The organism is Actinomadura sp. KC216 (genome assembly GCF_004348535.1).
GTDB lineage: Bacteria > Actinomycetota > Actinomycetes > Streptosporangiales > Streptosporangiaceae > Spirillospora.
Map to the genome: position 1 here is coordinate 17,469 of NZ_SMJX01000068.1, position 15,536 is coordinate 33,004.

Annotated in this window: 15 protein-coding genes; 14 read left to right on the forward strand and 1 reads right to left on the reverse strand. The window is 72.5% G+C overall.

Annotation, left to right across the window (positions count from 1 at the left end; translation table 11 throughout):
- Positions 1-1,065, reverse strand: coding sequence for an acyl-CoA dehydrogenase (locus E1264_RS14595; RefSeq protein ID WP_165964178.1), 1,065 nt, complete (start codon positions 1,063-1,065; stop codon positions 1-3).
- 412 nt (positions 1,066-1,477) lie between these two features.
- Here E1264_RS14595 and E1264_RS14600 point away from each other — a divergent pair, with 412 nt between their 5' ends.
- The 14 genes from E1264_RS14600 to E1264_RS14665 form a co-directional block, all read left to right on the forward strand.
- Positions 1,478-2,584, forward strand: a complete 1,107-nt coding sequence (locus tag E1264_RS14600) for an ABC transporter substrate-binding protein (RefSeq protein WP_165964179.1) — start codon at positions 1,478-1,480, stop codon at positions 2,582-2,584.
- 14 nt (positions 2,585-2,598) lie between these two features.
- Entirely contained in the window at positions 2,599-3,465 is an 867-nt protein-coding gene (locus tag E1264_RS14605) for a branched-chain amino acid ABC transporter permease (protein WP_132173636.1), read from the forward strand.
- A 4-nt stretch (positions 3,466-3,469) separates the two neighbouring features.
- Positions 3,470-5,356, forward strand: a complete 1,887-nt coding sequence (locus E1264_RS14610; RefSeq protein WP_132173638.1) for an ATP-binding cassette domain-containing protein — start codon at positions 3,470-3,472, stop codon at positions 5,354-5,356.
- Positions 5,356-6,126, forward strand: coding sequence for an ABC transporter ATP-binding protein (locus tag E1264_RS14615; RefSeq protein WP_132173640.1), 771 nt, complete (start codon positions 5,356-5,358; stop codon positions 6,124-6,126). Before E1264_RS14610 ends, E1264_RS14615 begins: the two co-directional genes overlap by 1 nt.
- Before the next feature lie 4 nt (positions 6,127-6,130).
- A complete protein-coding gene (locus tag E1264_RS14620; RefSeq protein WP_132173642.1) occupies positions 6,131-8,266 on the forward strand; it encodes an acetate--CoA ligase family protein in 2,136 nt (711 codons plus the stop codon).
- A 5-nt stretch (positions 8,267-8,271) separates the two neighbouring features.
- Entirely contained in the window at positions 8,272-8,733 is a 462-nt protein-coding gene (locus E1264_RS14625) for a MaoC family dehydratase N-terminal domain-containing protein (RefSeq protein WP_132173644.1), read from the forward strand.
- Entirely contained in the window at positions 8,730-9,140 is a 411-nt protein-coding gene (locus E1264_RS14630; protein ID WP_132173646.1) for a MaoC/PaaZ C-terminal domain-containing protein, read from the forward strand. The genes E1264_RS14625 and E1264_RS14630 overlap by 4 nt, the downstream gene beginning before the upstream one ends.
- Entirely contained in the window at positions 9,137-9,538 is a 402-nt protein-coding gene (locus E1264_RS14635; RefSeq protein WP_132173648.1) for an OB-fold domain-containing protein, read from the forward strand. Before E1264_RS14630 ends, E1264_RS14635 begins: the two co-directional genes overlap by 4 nt.
- Positions 9,535-10,686 carry an acetyl-CoA acetyltransferase gene (locus E1264_RS14640; protein ID WP_132173650.1) on the forward strand — a complete coding sequence of 384 codons (1,152 nt, stop codon included), beginning with the start codon at positions 9,535-9,537 and terminating at the stop codon, positions 10,684-10,686. Before E1264_RS14635 ends, E1264_RS14640 begins: the two co-directional genes overlap by 4 nt.
- 59 nt (positions 10,687-10,745) lie before the next feature.
- Complete coding sequence (locus tag E1264_RS14645; RefSeq protein WP_132173652.1) at positions 10,746-11,504, forward strand: enoyl-CoA hydratase-related protein; 759 nt, start codon at positions 10,746-10,748, stop codon at positions 11,502-11,504.
- Between the two features lie 12 nt (positions 11,505-11,516).
- Positions 11,517-12,329, forward strand: coding sequence for an enoyl-CoA hydratase-related protein (locus tag E1264_RS14650; RefSeq protein ID WP_132173654.1), 813 nt, complete (start codon positions 11,517-11,519; stop codon positions 12,327-12,329).
- Between the two features lie 145 nt (positions 12,330-12,474).
- The gene (locus E1264_RS14655; protein ID WP_132173656.1) at positions 12,475-13,554 is read left to right on the forward strand and encodes an MBL fold metallo-hydrolase; all 1,080 of its coding nucleotides are present in this window, start codon (positions 12,475-12,477) and stop codon (positions 13,552-13,554) included.
- A gap of 51 nt (positions 13,555-13,605) precedes the next feature.
- Positions 13,606-14,799, forward strand: coding sequence for an amidohydrolase family protein (locus tag E1264_RS14660; RefSeq protein WP_132173658.1), 1,194 nt, complete (start codon positions 13,606-13,608; stop codon positions 14,797-14,799).
- 132 nt (positions 14,800-14,931) lie between these two features.
- Positions 14,932-15,536, forward strand: a 605-nt coding sequence (locus E1264_RS14665; protein ID WP_165964180.1) for a TetR/AcrR family transcriptional regulator, incomplete at its 3' end; no start/stop codon positions are given.

Genomic DNA, 15,536 nt, shown 5'->3' on the forward strand with positions numbered 1-15,536 from the left:
TCAGCTCTCCTCCGGCCCGGGACGCCCCAGGCGTAGGTCGGCGACGCGGTCGAGGCTCTGGGCGGCGTCGCCGAGCACCGCGCGGTCGAGCAGGACGCGGCGGGCGTACAGGTGCGCCACGTGCTCCCACGTGTGCCCGATGCCGCCGTACACCTGCATCACCGTCTCGGCCACGTCGAGGGAGGCGGTGGCGGTGTAGGCCTTCGCGGTGTGCGCGGCGAGCAGCGCCTCGTCGGGGGCGGCCTCGTCGGCGGCCCAGGCGGCGTAGCTCACGCAGGCGGACGCGGCCTCGCAGTGGACGAGCGCGTCCGCGCACATGTGCTGGATCGCCTGGAACGAGCCGATCAGGGTGCCGTAGGCGACGCGTTCCTTGGAGTAGGCGACGACGCCGTCCAGCGCCGCGCGCATCGCTCCGACCGCGTCGGCGGAGATCACCGTGAGCGCGAGCGCCCGCCACCGGTCGAGGTCCGCCGCCTCCAGCGGGCGGCCGATCTCCTCGGCGTCCGCCGGGGCGGTGCTGAACCGGGCGAGGTCCCGGGTGAGGTCGGCGGCGGGCCCGCGGTCGGCGCCGTCGCCGAGCGGGACGCGAACGAGCCGCGGCGCCGGGCCGCCGTCCGACAGCGCGAGCGCGTGCCCGGCCCCCCAGCAGTCGAACGCGATCGCCTGCCCGAGGTCGGCGGCGGTCGCGATGCCGGAGAGGTCGGGGGTGAGCAGGACGGCGTGGCGCTCGGCGCCCTCGGCGGCCCGCTGGAGCAGGTCGGGCGGCGCGCCCGCCAGCGCGAGCAGCTCGGTGGCGAGGACGGCCGACCCGATATAGGGCAGCGGTGCGAGCGCGCCGCCGAGCGCCGCCGCGACGATCATCGCGTCGACGCCCGAGCCGGTCGGCGCGCCGGAGGCGTCCCGGACGCGCAGCCCGAGCATCCCGGCGTCGGCGAGCGCGCCCCACCCCTTCCCGCGGTCGATCTCCCCGATGTCCCGCGGATTTCCCGCGCTCACCGAGCCGGCCAGCGAACTCATCATTTCCCGCAGCATCTGCTGTTCATCGTTCAGCAGCGCAAGAACCATTGTTGGCTCCCTGTGAGCACGAAAAAGCGCGGCAATACGCCGGACGTCGAGGCGCGTCCCGAGGACCATCGAGGACTACCAGACGACCGGTAGGCAACTGAACCTGGTTCAGGGATACCCCGGGAGGCTCCGCACTGTCAACCCTCTGGCCTTGAACTGCATAGTTAGAGGCGATCGCATCCATGTGAACTCGTGCCCGCCAGACCGTTGACGCCCGGCAGGCCGGATGTTAGACAAGACTGAATCACGTTCACCCCCACAGAATCCCTTTTGAGCGGAGGACGTCATGCTCGCTCTATCACGGGGCATGAAAATTCTCACCGCAATGGCGATGGGAACAATTCTGGCCACCGTTACGGCATGTGGAAGCGGCTCCGCGGATTCTGCGGGCACGGGCCCCTTCGTCTTCTACGTGTCGATCGACACCTCGGGCCCGACCGCGATCCTGGGCGGCGCCCTGCTCGGCGGCGCCCGCACGGCGATCAAGGACATCAACGCCAAGGGCGGCATCAACGGCCGGGAGATCAAGCTGGAGGTCTCCAACGACCAGAACAACCCGACCAAGGCGGTCAGCGAGCTCCAGCGGCGGCTCGCGAAGGGCAAGCCCGACCTCGTCTACCCGGGCGGGTCCAGCGCGGTGTCGATGTCGATGCTGCCGATCCTCACCCGCGACAAGGTCCTGTCGGTCGGCGCCACCAGCAGCATCCAGCTCAACGACCCGAAGAAGTTCCCCTACCACTTCGGCGTCACCCCGCCGAGCGCGGCGTACGTGCCCACCTTCGTCCAGCTCGCGAAGGACAAGGGCTACAAGAAGGTCGCGATGATCTACTCCGACGACGCGACCGGGCAGAGCTCGTTCAAGCAGTACGAGGGCCCGCTCAAGCAGGCCGGCATCGAGCTGGTCAGCGCGAGCTACGACGCCACCGCGCTCGACATGACGCCGCAGCTCCAGCAGCTGAAGGCGCAGAACCCGCAGGCGCTGATCGTCAACGGCTACGGCACGGCGGTGCTGTACGTCCTGCGCGGCCGGGCGCAGCTCGGCTGGACGCTGCCCTCCTACGGCGACCAGCTGGCCAGCCCGTCCCCCATCGCCGGCAAGGTCACCGCGGCGCAGATCAAGAACTACGAGGTCATCATGCAGACGTCCTCGCTGGCCGGGGACGAGCAGCACCCCGGCCTGCCCAAGGTGATCGAGTCCTTCAAGGCGTCGGACGCGGCCAAGTACCTGACGCAGACCGGGGTCGCGCTGTTCACCACCACCTACGACCTGCTCCAGTTCGTCGCCCACGTCGCCGGCCAGGAGAAGACCACCGACGGGGAGAAGCTGGCGAAGGCGTTCGAGAAGTTCAAGACGCCCGCGAACCCGCCCTGGGTCGGCAAGGGCCCCAAGGGCGAGGTGACCCTGTACGAGTACACCCCCGCGGACCACTTCCCGAAGACGAGCGCCACCTCCTTCAAGTACGTCCAGCCAGGTACGTACGACGCCAACGGGTTCTACGTGCCCGGCAAGGGCTACTGAGGGCGGGGTCTCGAATGACGACCATCTGGTCCGGGCTGGCCACCGGCGCCCTCTACAGCCTCGTGGCCATCGGCTACAACGTCGTGCTGCTGGCGTCCGGCGTGGTGAACTTCGCGAACGCGTACCTCATCATGATCGGAACGTTCCTGGCCTACGTCGGCCTGGTCGACTGGGGCCTGCCGGTCGCGGTGACCGTGCTGCTGGCGGGCCTCGCCGTCGCGGTGATCGCGGTGGTGGAGGAGCGGATCGCGATCCGGCCGCTGCTGCGCCGGCACGGCACGCACGCCGCGCTGATCACCACGGTCGGCGTCGGCACGCTGCTCGGCGGGATCGCGTCCAAGATCTGGGGCACCGAGCCGCTGAAGGTGCCGTCGCCGTTCTCCAGCGAGCCGCTGACGCTGCTCGGCGGCACCATCCAGCGCAACGACCTGGTGCTGATCCTGCTCGTCCTGGCGCTCGGCGTCGGCCTGCACCTGTGGTCGCGCAAGACGCTCCTCGGGCTGGCGTCGCTCGCCACCGCGGAGAACCGGCAGGCGGCGCAGGCGCGCGGGCTGAACGTGCGGGCGCTCGGCATCGGCGCGTTCGCGCTGGCCGGGCTGATCGCGGGGCTGTTCGCGGTGTTCGTCGCCGGACGGACCTACGCGCACTTCCACCTCGGCGAGACGCTCGCGCTGTTCGGCTTCGTGGCCATCGCGATCGGCGGGTCCGCGAGCCAGCTCGGCGGGCTGATCGGCGGGTTCACGATCGGGCTGCTGTACGCGGTCACCGCGCGGTACGTCGGCGACTCCTACCCGCAGATCGTGGTGTTCGGGGTCTTCCTGCTCATCCTGCTGACCCGGCCTCGGGGCCTGTTCGGCGGCGCCGCGGAACGGCAGGTGTGATCTCATGACGACCCTCTCCGCATCCCCCAAGACCACGGCCCTCCCGTCCGTGCTGCGCGGCGCCATGCCGGTGGCCGGAGTGGTGGCGGCGGCGCTCGTGCTGTTCGCGCCGATGCTCGGCCTCAACGACTACTGGGCCCGGACCGTCCTGCTGGTCGCGATCCTGTCGCTCCAGGTCAGCGGGCTCAACATCGTCCTCGGCTACGCGGGCGAGCTCGCGGTCGGCCAGGTGTTCCTGTACGCGGTCGGCGCCTACCTGACCGGCTACCTGGGGGTGACGCACGGCATCACCGACGCGGGCCTGATCATGGTGTGCGCGATCGGCTGCGCGATCGTGGTCGGGCTGATCACCGGCATCCCCGGGCTCCGGCTCGGCGGCTGGTCGCTGGCGATGCTGACGTTCTTCCTCGTCCTCATCATCCCGAACCTGGTGAAGGTGCTGGAGCCCTACACGGGCGGCACCAACGGGCTGGCGCCGCCGGTCCCGACCCTGTTCGGGACGGCGCTCGGCCGCGACGCGCTCTACATGCTGATCATCGCGGTGACGGCGGTGTGGTTCCTCATCGCCCGCAACATGATCCTGTCGCGGCACGGCAACGCGTTCCTGGTGCTCAAGCAGAGCCCGGTGCTGGCGAGCGCGCTCGGGATCTCGGTGTTCCGGCTGAAGCTGCTCGTCTACGTGACCGGCGCGATCCCGGCCTGCCTGGCGGGCGTCATGTTCGCCTGGCTGGACGGCTTCATCGCGCCCGAGACGTTCACGTTCACGATGGCGCTGAGCATCCTGGCGGCGTCGATCGTCGGCGGGTCCACCTCGATCTACGGGGCGCTGGCCGGGGCGGCGATCGTCCAGATGGGGCAGCAGTCGTTCAGCTCGTTCCAGGAGTGGCAGCTCATCATCTACGGCGTGTTCCTGCTGGTCGCCGGGATCCTGCTGGCCGACGGGCTCACCGGCCTCGCCCGCAGGTGGCTGCGCTGGGGCGCCCGGAGGCTCGGCCTCACCCTGGCCGCGCCGGACGCGCCCGCCGCGGCGGACGGCCCTGCGGCCGCGGAGGTGGGCGCACTCCCCGGCGTCAGGCTCCGGACGGAGGGCCTGTCGAAGTCGTTCGGCGGCAACCGCGCGCTCCGCGAGGTGAGCATCGACGCCGAACCCGGCCAGGTCACCGCGCTGATCGGGCCGAACGCGTCCGGGAAGACGACGCTGCTCAACCTCGTCTGCGGGTTCTACCGGCCGACCGCCGGGGCGATCAGGCTCGGCGACCGGGACCTCGGCGGGCTGCGGCCGTACGGGATCTCCCGCGCCGGGATCGCGCGGACGTTCCAGACACCGCTGATCCCGAGCGGCATGACGACCAAGGACTTCGTGGCGACGGGCCGCTACATCTCGCACCGGGTGCGGGTGCCGTCCGCGGTGCTGCGGCTGCCCGGGTTCCGGCGCGGCTGGGCCGCCGACGACGCGGAGGCCGTCCGGCTGCTCGGGCTGCTCGGCATCGCCGACGTCGCCGGGCAGGAGGTCGACTCGCTGCCGCTCGGCACCCGCCGCCTCGTCGAGGTGGCGCGGGCGCTCGCGGCCCGTCCGGCGGTGTTCCTGTTCGACGAGGTCGGCTCGGGCTTGGACGAGGGCGACCTCGCCGGGCTGGAACGCGCCATCGGCCTGATCCGCGACGCGGGCGGCACGGTCGTGCTGGTCGAGCACAACTTCCCGCTGGTGCTGAAGCTCGCCGACCGGATCCACGTCCTCAGCCAGGGCGGGCTGCTGGTGTCGGGCACCCCGGCGGAGATCCAGGCCGACCCGCGCGTGCTGGAGGAGTACACCGGCTCGAAGGCGGCCGGGCAGGCCGGGCAGGCCGGGCAGGCCGGGCACGCGGGCCAGGCCGCGGGAGGTGAGGGCTGATGCTGGAGGTCAGCGGGCTCAGCGGCGGCTACGGCGACATCCGGGTGCTGTGGGACGTCGACCTGCGGGTCCGTCCGGGACGGGTCACCGCCGTGCTCGGCCGCAACGGCGCCGGGAAGACGTCCCTGCTCAACGCCATCGCCGGGTTCGCCCCCGCGGTGACCGGCGGGACCGTCGCCTTCGACGGCCGCGACATCACCGGCCTCGCGCCGCACCGCCGCGTCCGCGCCGGGCTCGGCTACGTCCAGGAGGGCAAGCAGGTCTTCCGGGGCCGGACGGTGGAGGACAACCTCCTGCTCGGCGGCTTCACCCTCGCCACCGGCGGCCTGAGCCGCTGGACCGGCGGGCGCAAGCGCAGCGCCGCGCGGCGCGCGGCGCTGGAGCAGCAGTACGAGCGCTTCCCGATGCTGGCCGAGCGGCGGCACGCGGTGGCCGGGAGCCTGTCCGGCGGGCAGCAGCAGATGCTCGCCATCGCGCAGGCGCTGATGCCGGGGCCGCGGCTGCTGATGCTGGACGAGCCGTCCGCCGGGCTCGCCCCGGTGATCGCCGCCGAGGTCTTCGAGATGATCACGGCGCTGCGCGCGGACGGGCTGTCGCTGCTGCTGGTCGAGCAGGTCGTGGAGTACGCGATGCGGGTCGCCGACGACGTCGCGGTCGTGGACAACGGGCGGATCGCCGCCGCGGGCGACGCGCGGTCCTTCGACGACACCGCCGTGATCAACGAGATCTATCTGGGCGTGGGAGCCGGTGACGGCGGACAGGGGAGTTGACGCAGTGGGCAAGCAGGTGACGGGGATCGAGCGGCTGCTCTCGCCCCGGTCGATCGCGATGGTGGGCGCGTCCAACCAGGTGGAGCGGATCGGCGGGCAGGTGTACGGGAACCTGGCGCTGTCGTTCAAGGGCGCGCTGTACCCGGTGCATCCGCGCGACGAGACGGTCCAGGGTGACCGGGCGTACCGGTCGGTCGCCGACCTGCCCGAGCCGGTCGACCTCGCGGTGATCGCGGTGCCCGCCGGGCACGTGACCGGGGTCGTCGAGCAGTGCGGCGCGCTCGGCGTCGGCGGGGCGGTGGTGCTGACCGCCGGGTTCGCCGAGGCCGGCCCGGCGGGCGAGGCGCTCCAGCGCGAGCTGGCCGAGGTCGCCGCGCGCACCGGCGTGCGGGTGACCGGGCCGAACTGCATCGGCTACCTCAGCTCGGCGGGCGGGGTCGCGGCCAGCTTCGCGATGCCGCCCGGCACGCCGCTGCCGCCGCCCGGGCCGGTCGCGCTGGTGTCGCAGAGCGGCGGCTTCGGGTCCTACATCGCGGAGAAGGCGCAGCTCGCCGGGCTGCGGCTGGGCTGGTTCGTCAGCACCGGCAACGAGGTGGACGTCAACATCGCCCAGGTGCTGCGGTACCTGGTCGAGCGCGACGAGACGCGGGTGCTGCTGGCGTTCAGCGAGACGCTCCGCGACCCGGACGTGCTCGTGGAGACCGCGCGGCGCGCCGCCGAGCTCGACAAGCCGCTGATCATGCTGAAGGCGGGGCGGTCGCGGGAGGCGGCGCGGGCGGCGCTGAGCCACACCGCCTCCGTGGTCGGCTCCGCCGAGGTGTTCGACGCGGTGTGCCGCCAGTACGGCGTGGTGGTCGCCGACACGATGGAGGAGATGCTCGACCTCGGGATGATCTTCCAGGACGGGCGGCGGCCGCGCGGCGACCGGATCGGGATCATGACGACGTCCGGCGGGGCCGGGGTGCTGCTCGCCGACGGCGCCGGGATGTCGGGGCTGACCGTGCCGGAGTTCCCGAAGGAGGAGCAGGACGCGATCGCCGCGAAGATGCCGCAGCCGTTCTACGGGTCGGCGGCCAACCCGGTCGACACGACCGCGCAGATCACCGCCGCGCCCGACCTGTTCCAGACGGTGCTCGGCGAGGTCGTCGGCGGCTCGGTGGTCGACATGGCGACCACGGTCACGTGGGCGCGGCCCGGCGCCGCCAACGACGCGATCATCGAGACGTACCGGTCGACGGACAAGCCGTTCGCGGTGCTGTGCACGGCGTGGCTGGAGGATTTCCAGAAGGCCGGGGTGCCGACCTACACCGATCCGCGGCGGGCCGTCCACGCGCTGGCGACGCTGGCCAGGCACACGCTGCGCCGCCCGCCGCCCGCGCCGTCGTTCACGCCGGACGCCGACCGCGCCGGACGGGTGCGCGGGATGCTCGGCGAGGCGCGGACGCTGGGCGAGGGCGTGCTGCTGGAGTCGACGGCCAAGCGGGTGATGGCCGAGTACGGGATCCCGGTGACGCGGGAGACGTTCGTCCGCGGCGTCCGCGACTCGGGGCCCGACGAGGTCGCGGCGGCGGCCGAGGCGCTCGGCGGGCCCGTCGCGCTGAAGGTGATGTCGTACCAGCTTCCGCACAAGTCGGACGTGGGCGGGCTGCGGCTCGGGCTCTCCGGCGCGGACGCCGTCCGGGACGCCTACCGCGACATGATCGCGGAGGTGGGGCGGCGCGCCCCGGACGCGATGATCTCCGGGGTGCTGGTGCAGGAGATGGCCCCGGCCCGGCTGGAGATCGGCTGCGGGATGCGCCGGGACCCGGTGTTCGGCCCGATGGTCGCGCTCGGCCCCGGCGGGATCATGATCGAGATGCTGGCGGAGACCGCGCTGCTCCGCCCGCCGTTCGACGCCGACGCGGCCCGCGAGGCGATCGGGGGCCTGCTCGGCGGGCGCCTCGTCGGCGGCTCCCGCGGCCTCTCCCCCGCCGAGCTGGACCTGCTGGCCGCGACGATGACGGGCCTCGGGCAGCTCGCCCTCGAAGTCCCCGAGATCGGCGAGATCGACGTCAACCCCGTCCGGGTCGCGGACGGGTCGGCGGTCGCGGCGGACGCCCTCATCGTGCTCGCCTCCGGCGACGACGGAGAGGAGGGCTGACCGGGATGGCCGACTTCGGCAAGATCGGCTTCGAGTGGCCGCCCTACACCATCGAGGTGGAGCGCGGGAAGATCGCCGAGTTCGCGGCGGCGATCAAGACGTCCGACCCGGTCTACACCGACCGCGACGCGGCCCGCGCGGAGGGGTACGCGGACGTTCCCGTCCCGCCGACGTTCAGCGCCGTCGGCCAGCACTGGGCGCCGAAGGCGTCGGTGGAGGACGACCTCGGCGTCGACCTCAAGCGCGTGCTGGCGGGCGGGACCGACTGGGAGTACCTGGGCGACATCGTCGCGGGTGACGTGCTGACCGTGCGCGGACGCGTCGTCGACATGGTGGAGAAGCAGGGCAGCCGCGGGCCCATGACGCTGATCATCCGGGAGAACACGTTCGTCAACCAGCGCGGCGAGACCGTGCTGCGGCTGCGCGGCACCATGATCGAGCTCGGTCCCGCCGGGAGCGCGTCGTGATCGCGCCGGGCGCCCGCGCCGACGAGGTCAGGGTCGGGCCGCTGACCAGGACCGACTTCGTCCGGTACGCGGGCGCGGGCGGCGACTTCAACCCGATCCACCACGACGACGCCTTCGCCAAGTCCGCCGGATACCCGTCGGTGTTCGGCCACGGGCTGCTCACCGCCGGGATCCTGTCCGGCTTCGCCTGCGACTGGCTCGGCCGCCGGAACCTGCGCACCTACGGCGTCCGCTACGTCGCGCAGGTCTGGCCCGGCGACACGCTCATCCTGTCCGGCGAGATCACCAGCGTCACCGGGGAGATGGCGGAGGCCGAGCTCCGGGTGGAGCGCGCGTCGCCGGACGGCGAGCGCGCGGTCGTCCTGCGCGGCACCGCCAGCGCCATCTACGCGGAGGAGGAGAAATGAGCGAACCGGTTGAGCCCGCCCCGCACCCCGCCTACCTGGAACGGCTCGACAAGGGCGTGCTGGCCTACCAGCGCTGCGACGACTGCGCGAAGGCCGTCTTCCATCCCAGGGTGACGTGTCCCGGCTGCGGGAGCGGGCGGCTGGCGTGGCGGGAGAGCGCCGGTGTCGGCACGGTCTACTCCGCGAGCGCGCTGGCCCGCCGCGACGCCGAGCCGTACTCGGTGGCGCTGGTCGAGCTGGACGAGGGCTTCCGGATGATGAGCACGGTCGTCGGCGTCCCGGCCGGGGACGTCCGCATCGGCATGCGGGTGCGGGCGCGGATCGAGCCCCGCGACGGCGACCGGCCCCCGCGTCCGGTGTTCACCCCCGAAGAGGCCGGACGGGAGGCGGGGCGATGAGGGGCGCGGCGGCGATCGCGGGCGTGGCCGAGTCCGACCTCGGCGAGGTGGGGACCGGCCGGTACGCCATCGACCTGGCCGCGCAGGCGGCGGCGCGGGCGCTGGACGACGCCGGGCTGACCAAGAACGACGTCGACGGCCTGTTCACCGCCATCGCGGGACGCGGCATGGCGCCGCTCGACGTCGGCGAGTACCTCGGGATCAGGCCCCGCTACAGCGACGGCACGATGGTCGGCGGCAGCGCGTTCGTGTCGTTCCTGCACCATGCCGCGCTGGCGATCCAGGCGGGGGCCTGCGAGGTGGCGCTGCTCGTCTACGGCAGCACGCCGCGCGCCGACTCCGGCCGGGCCCGGCTCGGGATGGGCCCGCCCGAGCTGCCGAACTACGAGGCCCCGTACAAGCCGCGGCAGCCGATCACCGGGTACGCGCTGGCGGCGGCCCGGCACATGCACCAGTACGGCACCACCCGCGAGCAGCTCGCCGAGGTCGCGGTGGCGGCGCGGCGCTGGGCGCGGCTGAACCCGGCGGCGTTCGAGCGCGGCCCGCTGACCGTGGACGACGTCCTGTCCAGCCGGGTGATCTCCAGCCCGCTGTCCAAGCTCGACTGCTGCCTGGTCACCGACGGCGGCGGCGCGGTCGTCGTGACCACCCCCGAGCGGGCGCGGGCGGCGCGCAAGCCCCCCGTCTACCTGCTCGGCGCGGGCGAGGCGCACTGGCACCGGTCGATCTCGCAGATGCCCGACCTCACTGTCACCGCCGCGACCGAGTCGTCGGCGCGGGCGTACGCGATGGCGGGCGTCGGCCCGTCCGACGTGGACGTCGTGCAGGTGTACGACGCCTTCACCATCAACACGATCCTGTTCATGGAGGATCTCGGCTTCTGCGCCAAGGGCGAGGGCGGCGCGTTCGTCGGCGAGGGACGGATCGCGCCGGGCGGCGAGCTGGCCGTCAACACGAGCGGCGGGGGCCTGTCGTACTGCCATCCCGGCATGTTCGGCATCTTCACGATCATCGAGGCGGTGCGGCAGCTCCGCGGGGAGTGCGGCGACCGGCAGCGGGACGGCGCCGAGGTGGCGGTCGCGCACGGCAACGGCGGCCAGCTCTCCAGCCAGGTGACCGCCGTACTGGGTTCGGAGGCGACGTTGTGACAGTGGAATCGATCACGCCCAGGCTCGGCGGCCCGCGGAACCGAAGGAGAGCGCATCCGATGACGGCCGTGCTGACCGAACGCTACGGCAGCGTGCTGCTGGTGACGCTGAACCGTCCCGACGTGCTGAACGCCGTCGACGCGACGGTGACCGAGGGCATGGCGGTGGCCTGGCGGGAGGCCGCCGACCCGGCGGTCCGCGCGGTCGTGGTGACCGGCGCCGGGCGGGGCTTCTGCGCGGGCGCCGACCTGAAGGCGGCGCGGCGCCCCGACTCCGGGCCGGCGGCCGGCGGCCTGCGCGCGACGTTCAACGCGAACATGCTGGCGCTCGCCGCGCTGGAGAAGCCGGTGATCGCGGCGGTGAACGGCCCGGCGGCCGGGTTCGGGCTGTCGCTGGCCTGCGCGGCCGACCTGCGGATCGCCTCGCACGCGGCGCGGTTCGTCCCGGCGTTCGCCGACATCGGGCTCGTCCCGGACGGCGGCGGCTCGTACTACCTGACGCGGCTGCTCGGCTACTCCCGCGCCTTCGAGCTGCTCACCACGGGACGCCGGCTCACCGCGGCGGAGGCGCTGGAGTGGGGCCTGGTCAGCGAGGTCGTCGAGCCGGTGGCGCTGGTCCCGCGGACGCTGGACCTGGCCGCGCGCCTCGCCGACCGGCCGGGCCTGGCGGTGCCGCTCACCAAGCGGCTGCTGTCCGGGGCCGCGCGGGCGCACCTGGCCGAGCAGCTGGAGGAGGAGGCGCGGGCGCAGGAGGCGGCGATCACCGCCCCGGGCCGCGCCGCGGCGCGCGCCGCCAAGATCGACGAGATGAAACGCTGAGAGGGAGGGCACGTGCCCGATTACGGCAGGTTCACCAAGGTCCTGGTGACGCAGGACGACCGGCTGCTGACGGTCTCGCTCAACAACCCGGACCGGCTGAACGCCATGGGCGGCGGGCTGGAGCGGGAGCTGTCGGAGGTGCTGCGGCTCGTCGCCGAGGACACCTCCGTCGGCGCGGTGCTGCTGCGCGGCGAGGGCCGCGCGTTCTGCGCGGGCGGCGACGTCAAGAGCTTCAACGAGTGGACGAGCGCCGAGGACCAGCCGCCGCCGTCGACCCGCGTCCTGAACACGATGAAGGCCACCGAGATCCTGGACACCCTCCTCGCCGTGCCGCAGCCGATCGTCGCGGCCGTGCACGGCTACGCGATGGGCCTCGGCGCGACGATCGCGCTGTTCTGCGACGTCGTCGTCGCGGCCGAGGACGCCAAGATCGCCGACAGCCATGTCGCGGTCGGGCTCGTCGCCGGGGACGGCGGCGCGGTGATCTGGCCGCTGCTGATGCCGCTCGGCGCCGCCCGCTACCACCTGATGACGGGCGAGCCCCTCAGCGGCGCGGACGCCGCCCGGTACGGGATGGTGCTGCGGGCCGTGCCCGCGGCGGAGCTGGCCGAGGAGTCCGAGCGCGTCGCGCGCAAGCTCGCGGACGGGGCGCCGCTGGCCGTCCAGGGCACCAAGGCGACGCTGAACAAGATCGTCCGGGATCGGATGGCGCTCAACCTGGAGAGCGGCCTGCTGCTGGAGGGCGCCACCTTCGTCAGCGAGGACCACAAGGAGGCCGCGGCCGCCTTCGTCGAGAAGCGCAAACCGAAGTTCCAGGGCCGCTGACGCCCGCGGGACCCGGGTCGGTTGCCTACCAGACGGTTGGTTCATACTGAGGGCCGGAGGGAGCGACGGCTTCGATCGAGGGGGTCCTACCAATGAGCGGAGCGAACCGGGGGGCGTGGGGGGTCGTCCCCCCACAGGAGCAGGGATGAGCGACGATGTGCCCGATCCGCTGGACCGGGTCCAGTGGGAGGCGTGGAGCCGGAAGCTGCTGCCGCCCGTGCAGGGTCTCGGCGGCGGGCTGTGGTCGATCCCCGTCCCGCTGCCGCTGGAGGCGCTGCGCTACGTGCTGGTGTACGCGCTGGAGCTGGACGACGGCGTCGCGCTCGTCGACGCGGGCTGGGACACCGAGGAGGCGTGGCGGGCCCTCACCGGGGGGCTCGCCGCCGCCGGGTTCGGGATCGGCGACGTCCGCGCCGTCCTGGTCACCCACATCCATCCCGACCACTACGGCCTCGCGCACCGTATCCGGGAGGAGTCGGGCGCGTGGGTGGGGCTGCATCCGGCGGACGCGGCGCTGCTCGCGGTGCGCTACGACGACGTCGACAGCCTGATCGAGGACAACCGGGTGCTGCTGGAGCGCATCGGCACGCCGGAGGAGCAGGCCCGCGAGCTGGCGAGCGCGTCGATGGCGATGCGCCGGTTCGTGTCGGTCGCCAAGCCCGACCGCCTCATCGAGGACGGCCAGCGGCTCGGCCTCCCGGGCTGGAACCTGCGCGCGGTCTGGACGCCCGGGCACTCCCCAGGCCACCTGTGCTTCGCCGACGAGGACCGCCGGATGCTGTTCTCCGGCGACCACGTCCTGCCCCGGATCACGCCGAACATCTCGATGCACCCGCAGCAGCGCTCCAACCCTCTCCAGGACTTCATCGACTCGCTGCGCAAGGTGGGCGCGCTGGACGTGCACGAGGTCCTCCCGGCCCACGAGTACCGGTTCGCCGGGCTGTCCGGCCGCGTCGCGCACCTGCTGGCCCACCACGAGGAGCGGCTGGACGAGATCGAGAAGGCGCTGCGCGAGCGTCCGGGCGCGGGGTGCTGGGAGATCAGCAGCCGGCTCACCTGGTCGCGGCCCTGGTCGTCGTTCGACACCCATTCCAAGCGCGCGGCCACGGGCGAGACGCTCGCGCACATGGTGCTGCTCGAACAGCGCGGCCGGCTGGTGCGTTCGGGCGGGCGGCCCGAGCGCTGGTGGCCTCCGGCCCTGCTGGAGACGGACGAAGGGACCTGACTTACCTACCAGTCGTCTGATAGATTACGGGTACGGAAGAGGAGGTCCTTCATGCCATCTCGCCAACTCGGCTTCCCGGTGTTCGACGCCGACAACCACCTGTACGAGAAACGCGAAGCGCTGACGAGGTACCTGCCCGACGAGTACAAGGGGGCCATCGACTACGTCGACGTGCACGGCCGCACCAAGATCGTCGTTCGCGGGCACATCAGCGACTACATCCCGAACCCGACGTTCGACCGCGTCGGCAGGCCCGGCGCGCAGGAGGAGTACTTCAAGCACGGCAACCCCGAGGGCAAGACCCTCCGGCAGATCATCGGCAAGGGGATCGACTGCCCGCCCGCCTTCCGCGAGGCCGGGCCGCGCCTGGAGCTCATGGACGAGCTCGGCCTGCGCTACTCGCTGATGATGCCGACCCTCGCCAGCCTCGTCGAGGAGCGGATGCGCGACGACCCCGACCTGTGCGCCGCGGTCATCCACGCCCTCAACCGGTGGATGGCGGAGGACTGGCCGTTCGTCCACAAGGGCCGGATCTTCTCCACCCCGATCATCACCCCGGGCCTGGTCGACAAGGCGATCGCGGAACTCGAATGGGTCCTCGACAAGGGCGCCAAGGTCATCCTGATGCGTCCCGCGCCCGCGTGGGGGTACCAGGGGCCGCGCTCGTTCGCGCTGCCGGAGTACGACCCGTACTGGAAGCTGGTCGAGGAGTCCGGCGTCCTCGTGGTGTTCCACGCGTCCGACAGCGGCTACAACCGCTACTGGAACGAGTGGGAGGGCACGCAGCTCGAGATGCAGGCGTTCGCGCAGCCCCGGCCGTTCACGGCGGCGATGCGCAACGCGCACCGCGAGATCCAGGACGCGGTCACCTCGATGATCTTCCACGGCGCGCTGTGGCGGCACCCCGGCGTGCGGATCGCGCTGATCGAGAACGGCGCCGGCTGGGTGCCGCACCTGCTGGAGCACCTCGACGAGACCTACGGCACCATGCCGCAGGTGTTCCCGGAGCCGCCGTCGGAGACGTTCAAGCGGAACTTCTGGATGCACCCGTTCCACGAGGAGGACCCGCGCGACCTGATCAAGCTGCTCGGCGCCGACCACATCATCTTCGGCTCCGACTACCCGCACGTCGAGGGGCTCGCCGACCCGCTCTCCTACGTCGACGAGCTGACCGGCATCCCGGACGAGGACGTCCGCAAGATCATGGGCGGCAACATGATGGGCCTGCTGGGCGTCGCCGCCTGACCCCGTCGCCGTCCGGCCCGGACGCAGCGGGCCCCTGCCCGTCCCCCTTTCGTGACAGGGGTCCGCTGTAACGCCTCCGTTCCGCTCCGCCGGGAGGCCATCGCCCGGCGCTCATCCTCTAGGGTTCTGCACGTGAACGACGACTCGCCCGCCGAGGAGCGGCAGTCACGGCCGCGGGGCCGCCGCACGGCCGCGCGGCTGCTCGACGCCGCCGTGGAGGAGTTCACCGCGCACGGCTACCACGACGCCCGCATCGCCCGGATCGCCGAGCGCGCGGGGACGTCCTACGGAACCTTCTACCTCCACTTCACCGACAAGACCGACGTGCTCTGGGAGTCGCTGGAGCCGATGCGGACCGACCTGGCCGGAGTGCTGGAGTCGCTGGGGCCGCTGGAGGCGGGCCCGGACGGCCGCGCGGCCCTGGAGGCGTGGGTGCGGCGGATCTGCGACCACTTCCAGCGGCACATGCCGATGTTCCGGGCGCTGGTGGAGGCGCAGGCCGCGTCGGAGGAGATCGCGCGCAGCGGCGTCGAGATGCTGGGCGGCTACCGCCGGATCATCGCGTCCCGGATCAGGGAGAGCGACGCGATCGGCGTCGACCCCAACCTCGCGGCGCTGATCATCTACGCGACGCTGGAGCGGACGAACTTCACCTACTACTACGGGTCGCTGGTCGCGAGCTACCGCGAGATCGTCACCGTGCTGACCGAGTTCATCCACCAGTCGCTGTTCGGCGC

Coding starts and splice junctions, on each gene's coding strand:
- E1264_RS14595 (WP_165964178.1), bottom strand. CDS start 1,065: ATGGTTCTTGCGCTGCTGAACGATGAACAGCAGATGCTGCGGGAAATG.
- E1264_RS14605 (WP_132173636.1), top strand. CDS start 2,599: ATGACGACCATCTGGTCCGGGCTGGCCACCGGCGCCCTCTACAGCCTC.
- E1264_RS14610 (WP_132173638.1), top strand. CDS start 3,470: ATGACGACCCTCTCCGCATCCCCCAAGACCACGGCCCTCCCGTCCGTG.
- E1264_RS14615 (WP_132173640.1), top strand. CDS start 5,356: ATGCTGGAGGTCAGCGGGCTCAGCGGCGGCTACGGCGACATCCGGGTG.
- E1264_RS14625 (WP_132173644.1), top strand. CDS start 8,272: ATGGCCGACTTCGGCAAGATCGGCTTCGAGTGGCCGCCCTACACCATC.
- E1264_RS14635 (WP_132173648.1), top strand. CDS start 9,137: ATGAGCGAACCGGTTGAGCCCGCCCCGCACCCCGCCTACCTGGAACGG.
- E1264_RS14640 (WP_132173650.1), top strand. CDS start 9,535: ATGAGGGGCGCGGCGGCGATCGCGGGCGTGGCCGAGTCCGACCTCGGC.
- E1264_RS14645 (WP_132173652.1), top strand. CDS start 10,746: ATGACGGCCGTGCTGACCGAACGCTACGGCAGCGTGCTGCTGGTGACG.
- E1264_RS14655 (WP_132173656.1), top strand. CDS start 12,475: ATGAGCGACGATGTGCCCGATCCGCTGGACCGGGTCCAGTGGGAGGCG.
- E1264_RS14660 (WP_132173658.1), top strand. CDS start 13,606: ATGCCATCTCGCCAACTCGGCTTCCCGGTGTTCGACGCCGACAACCAC.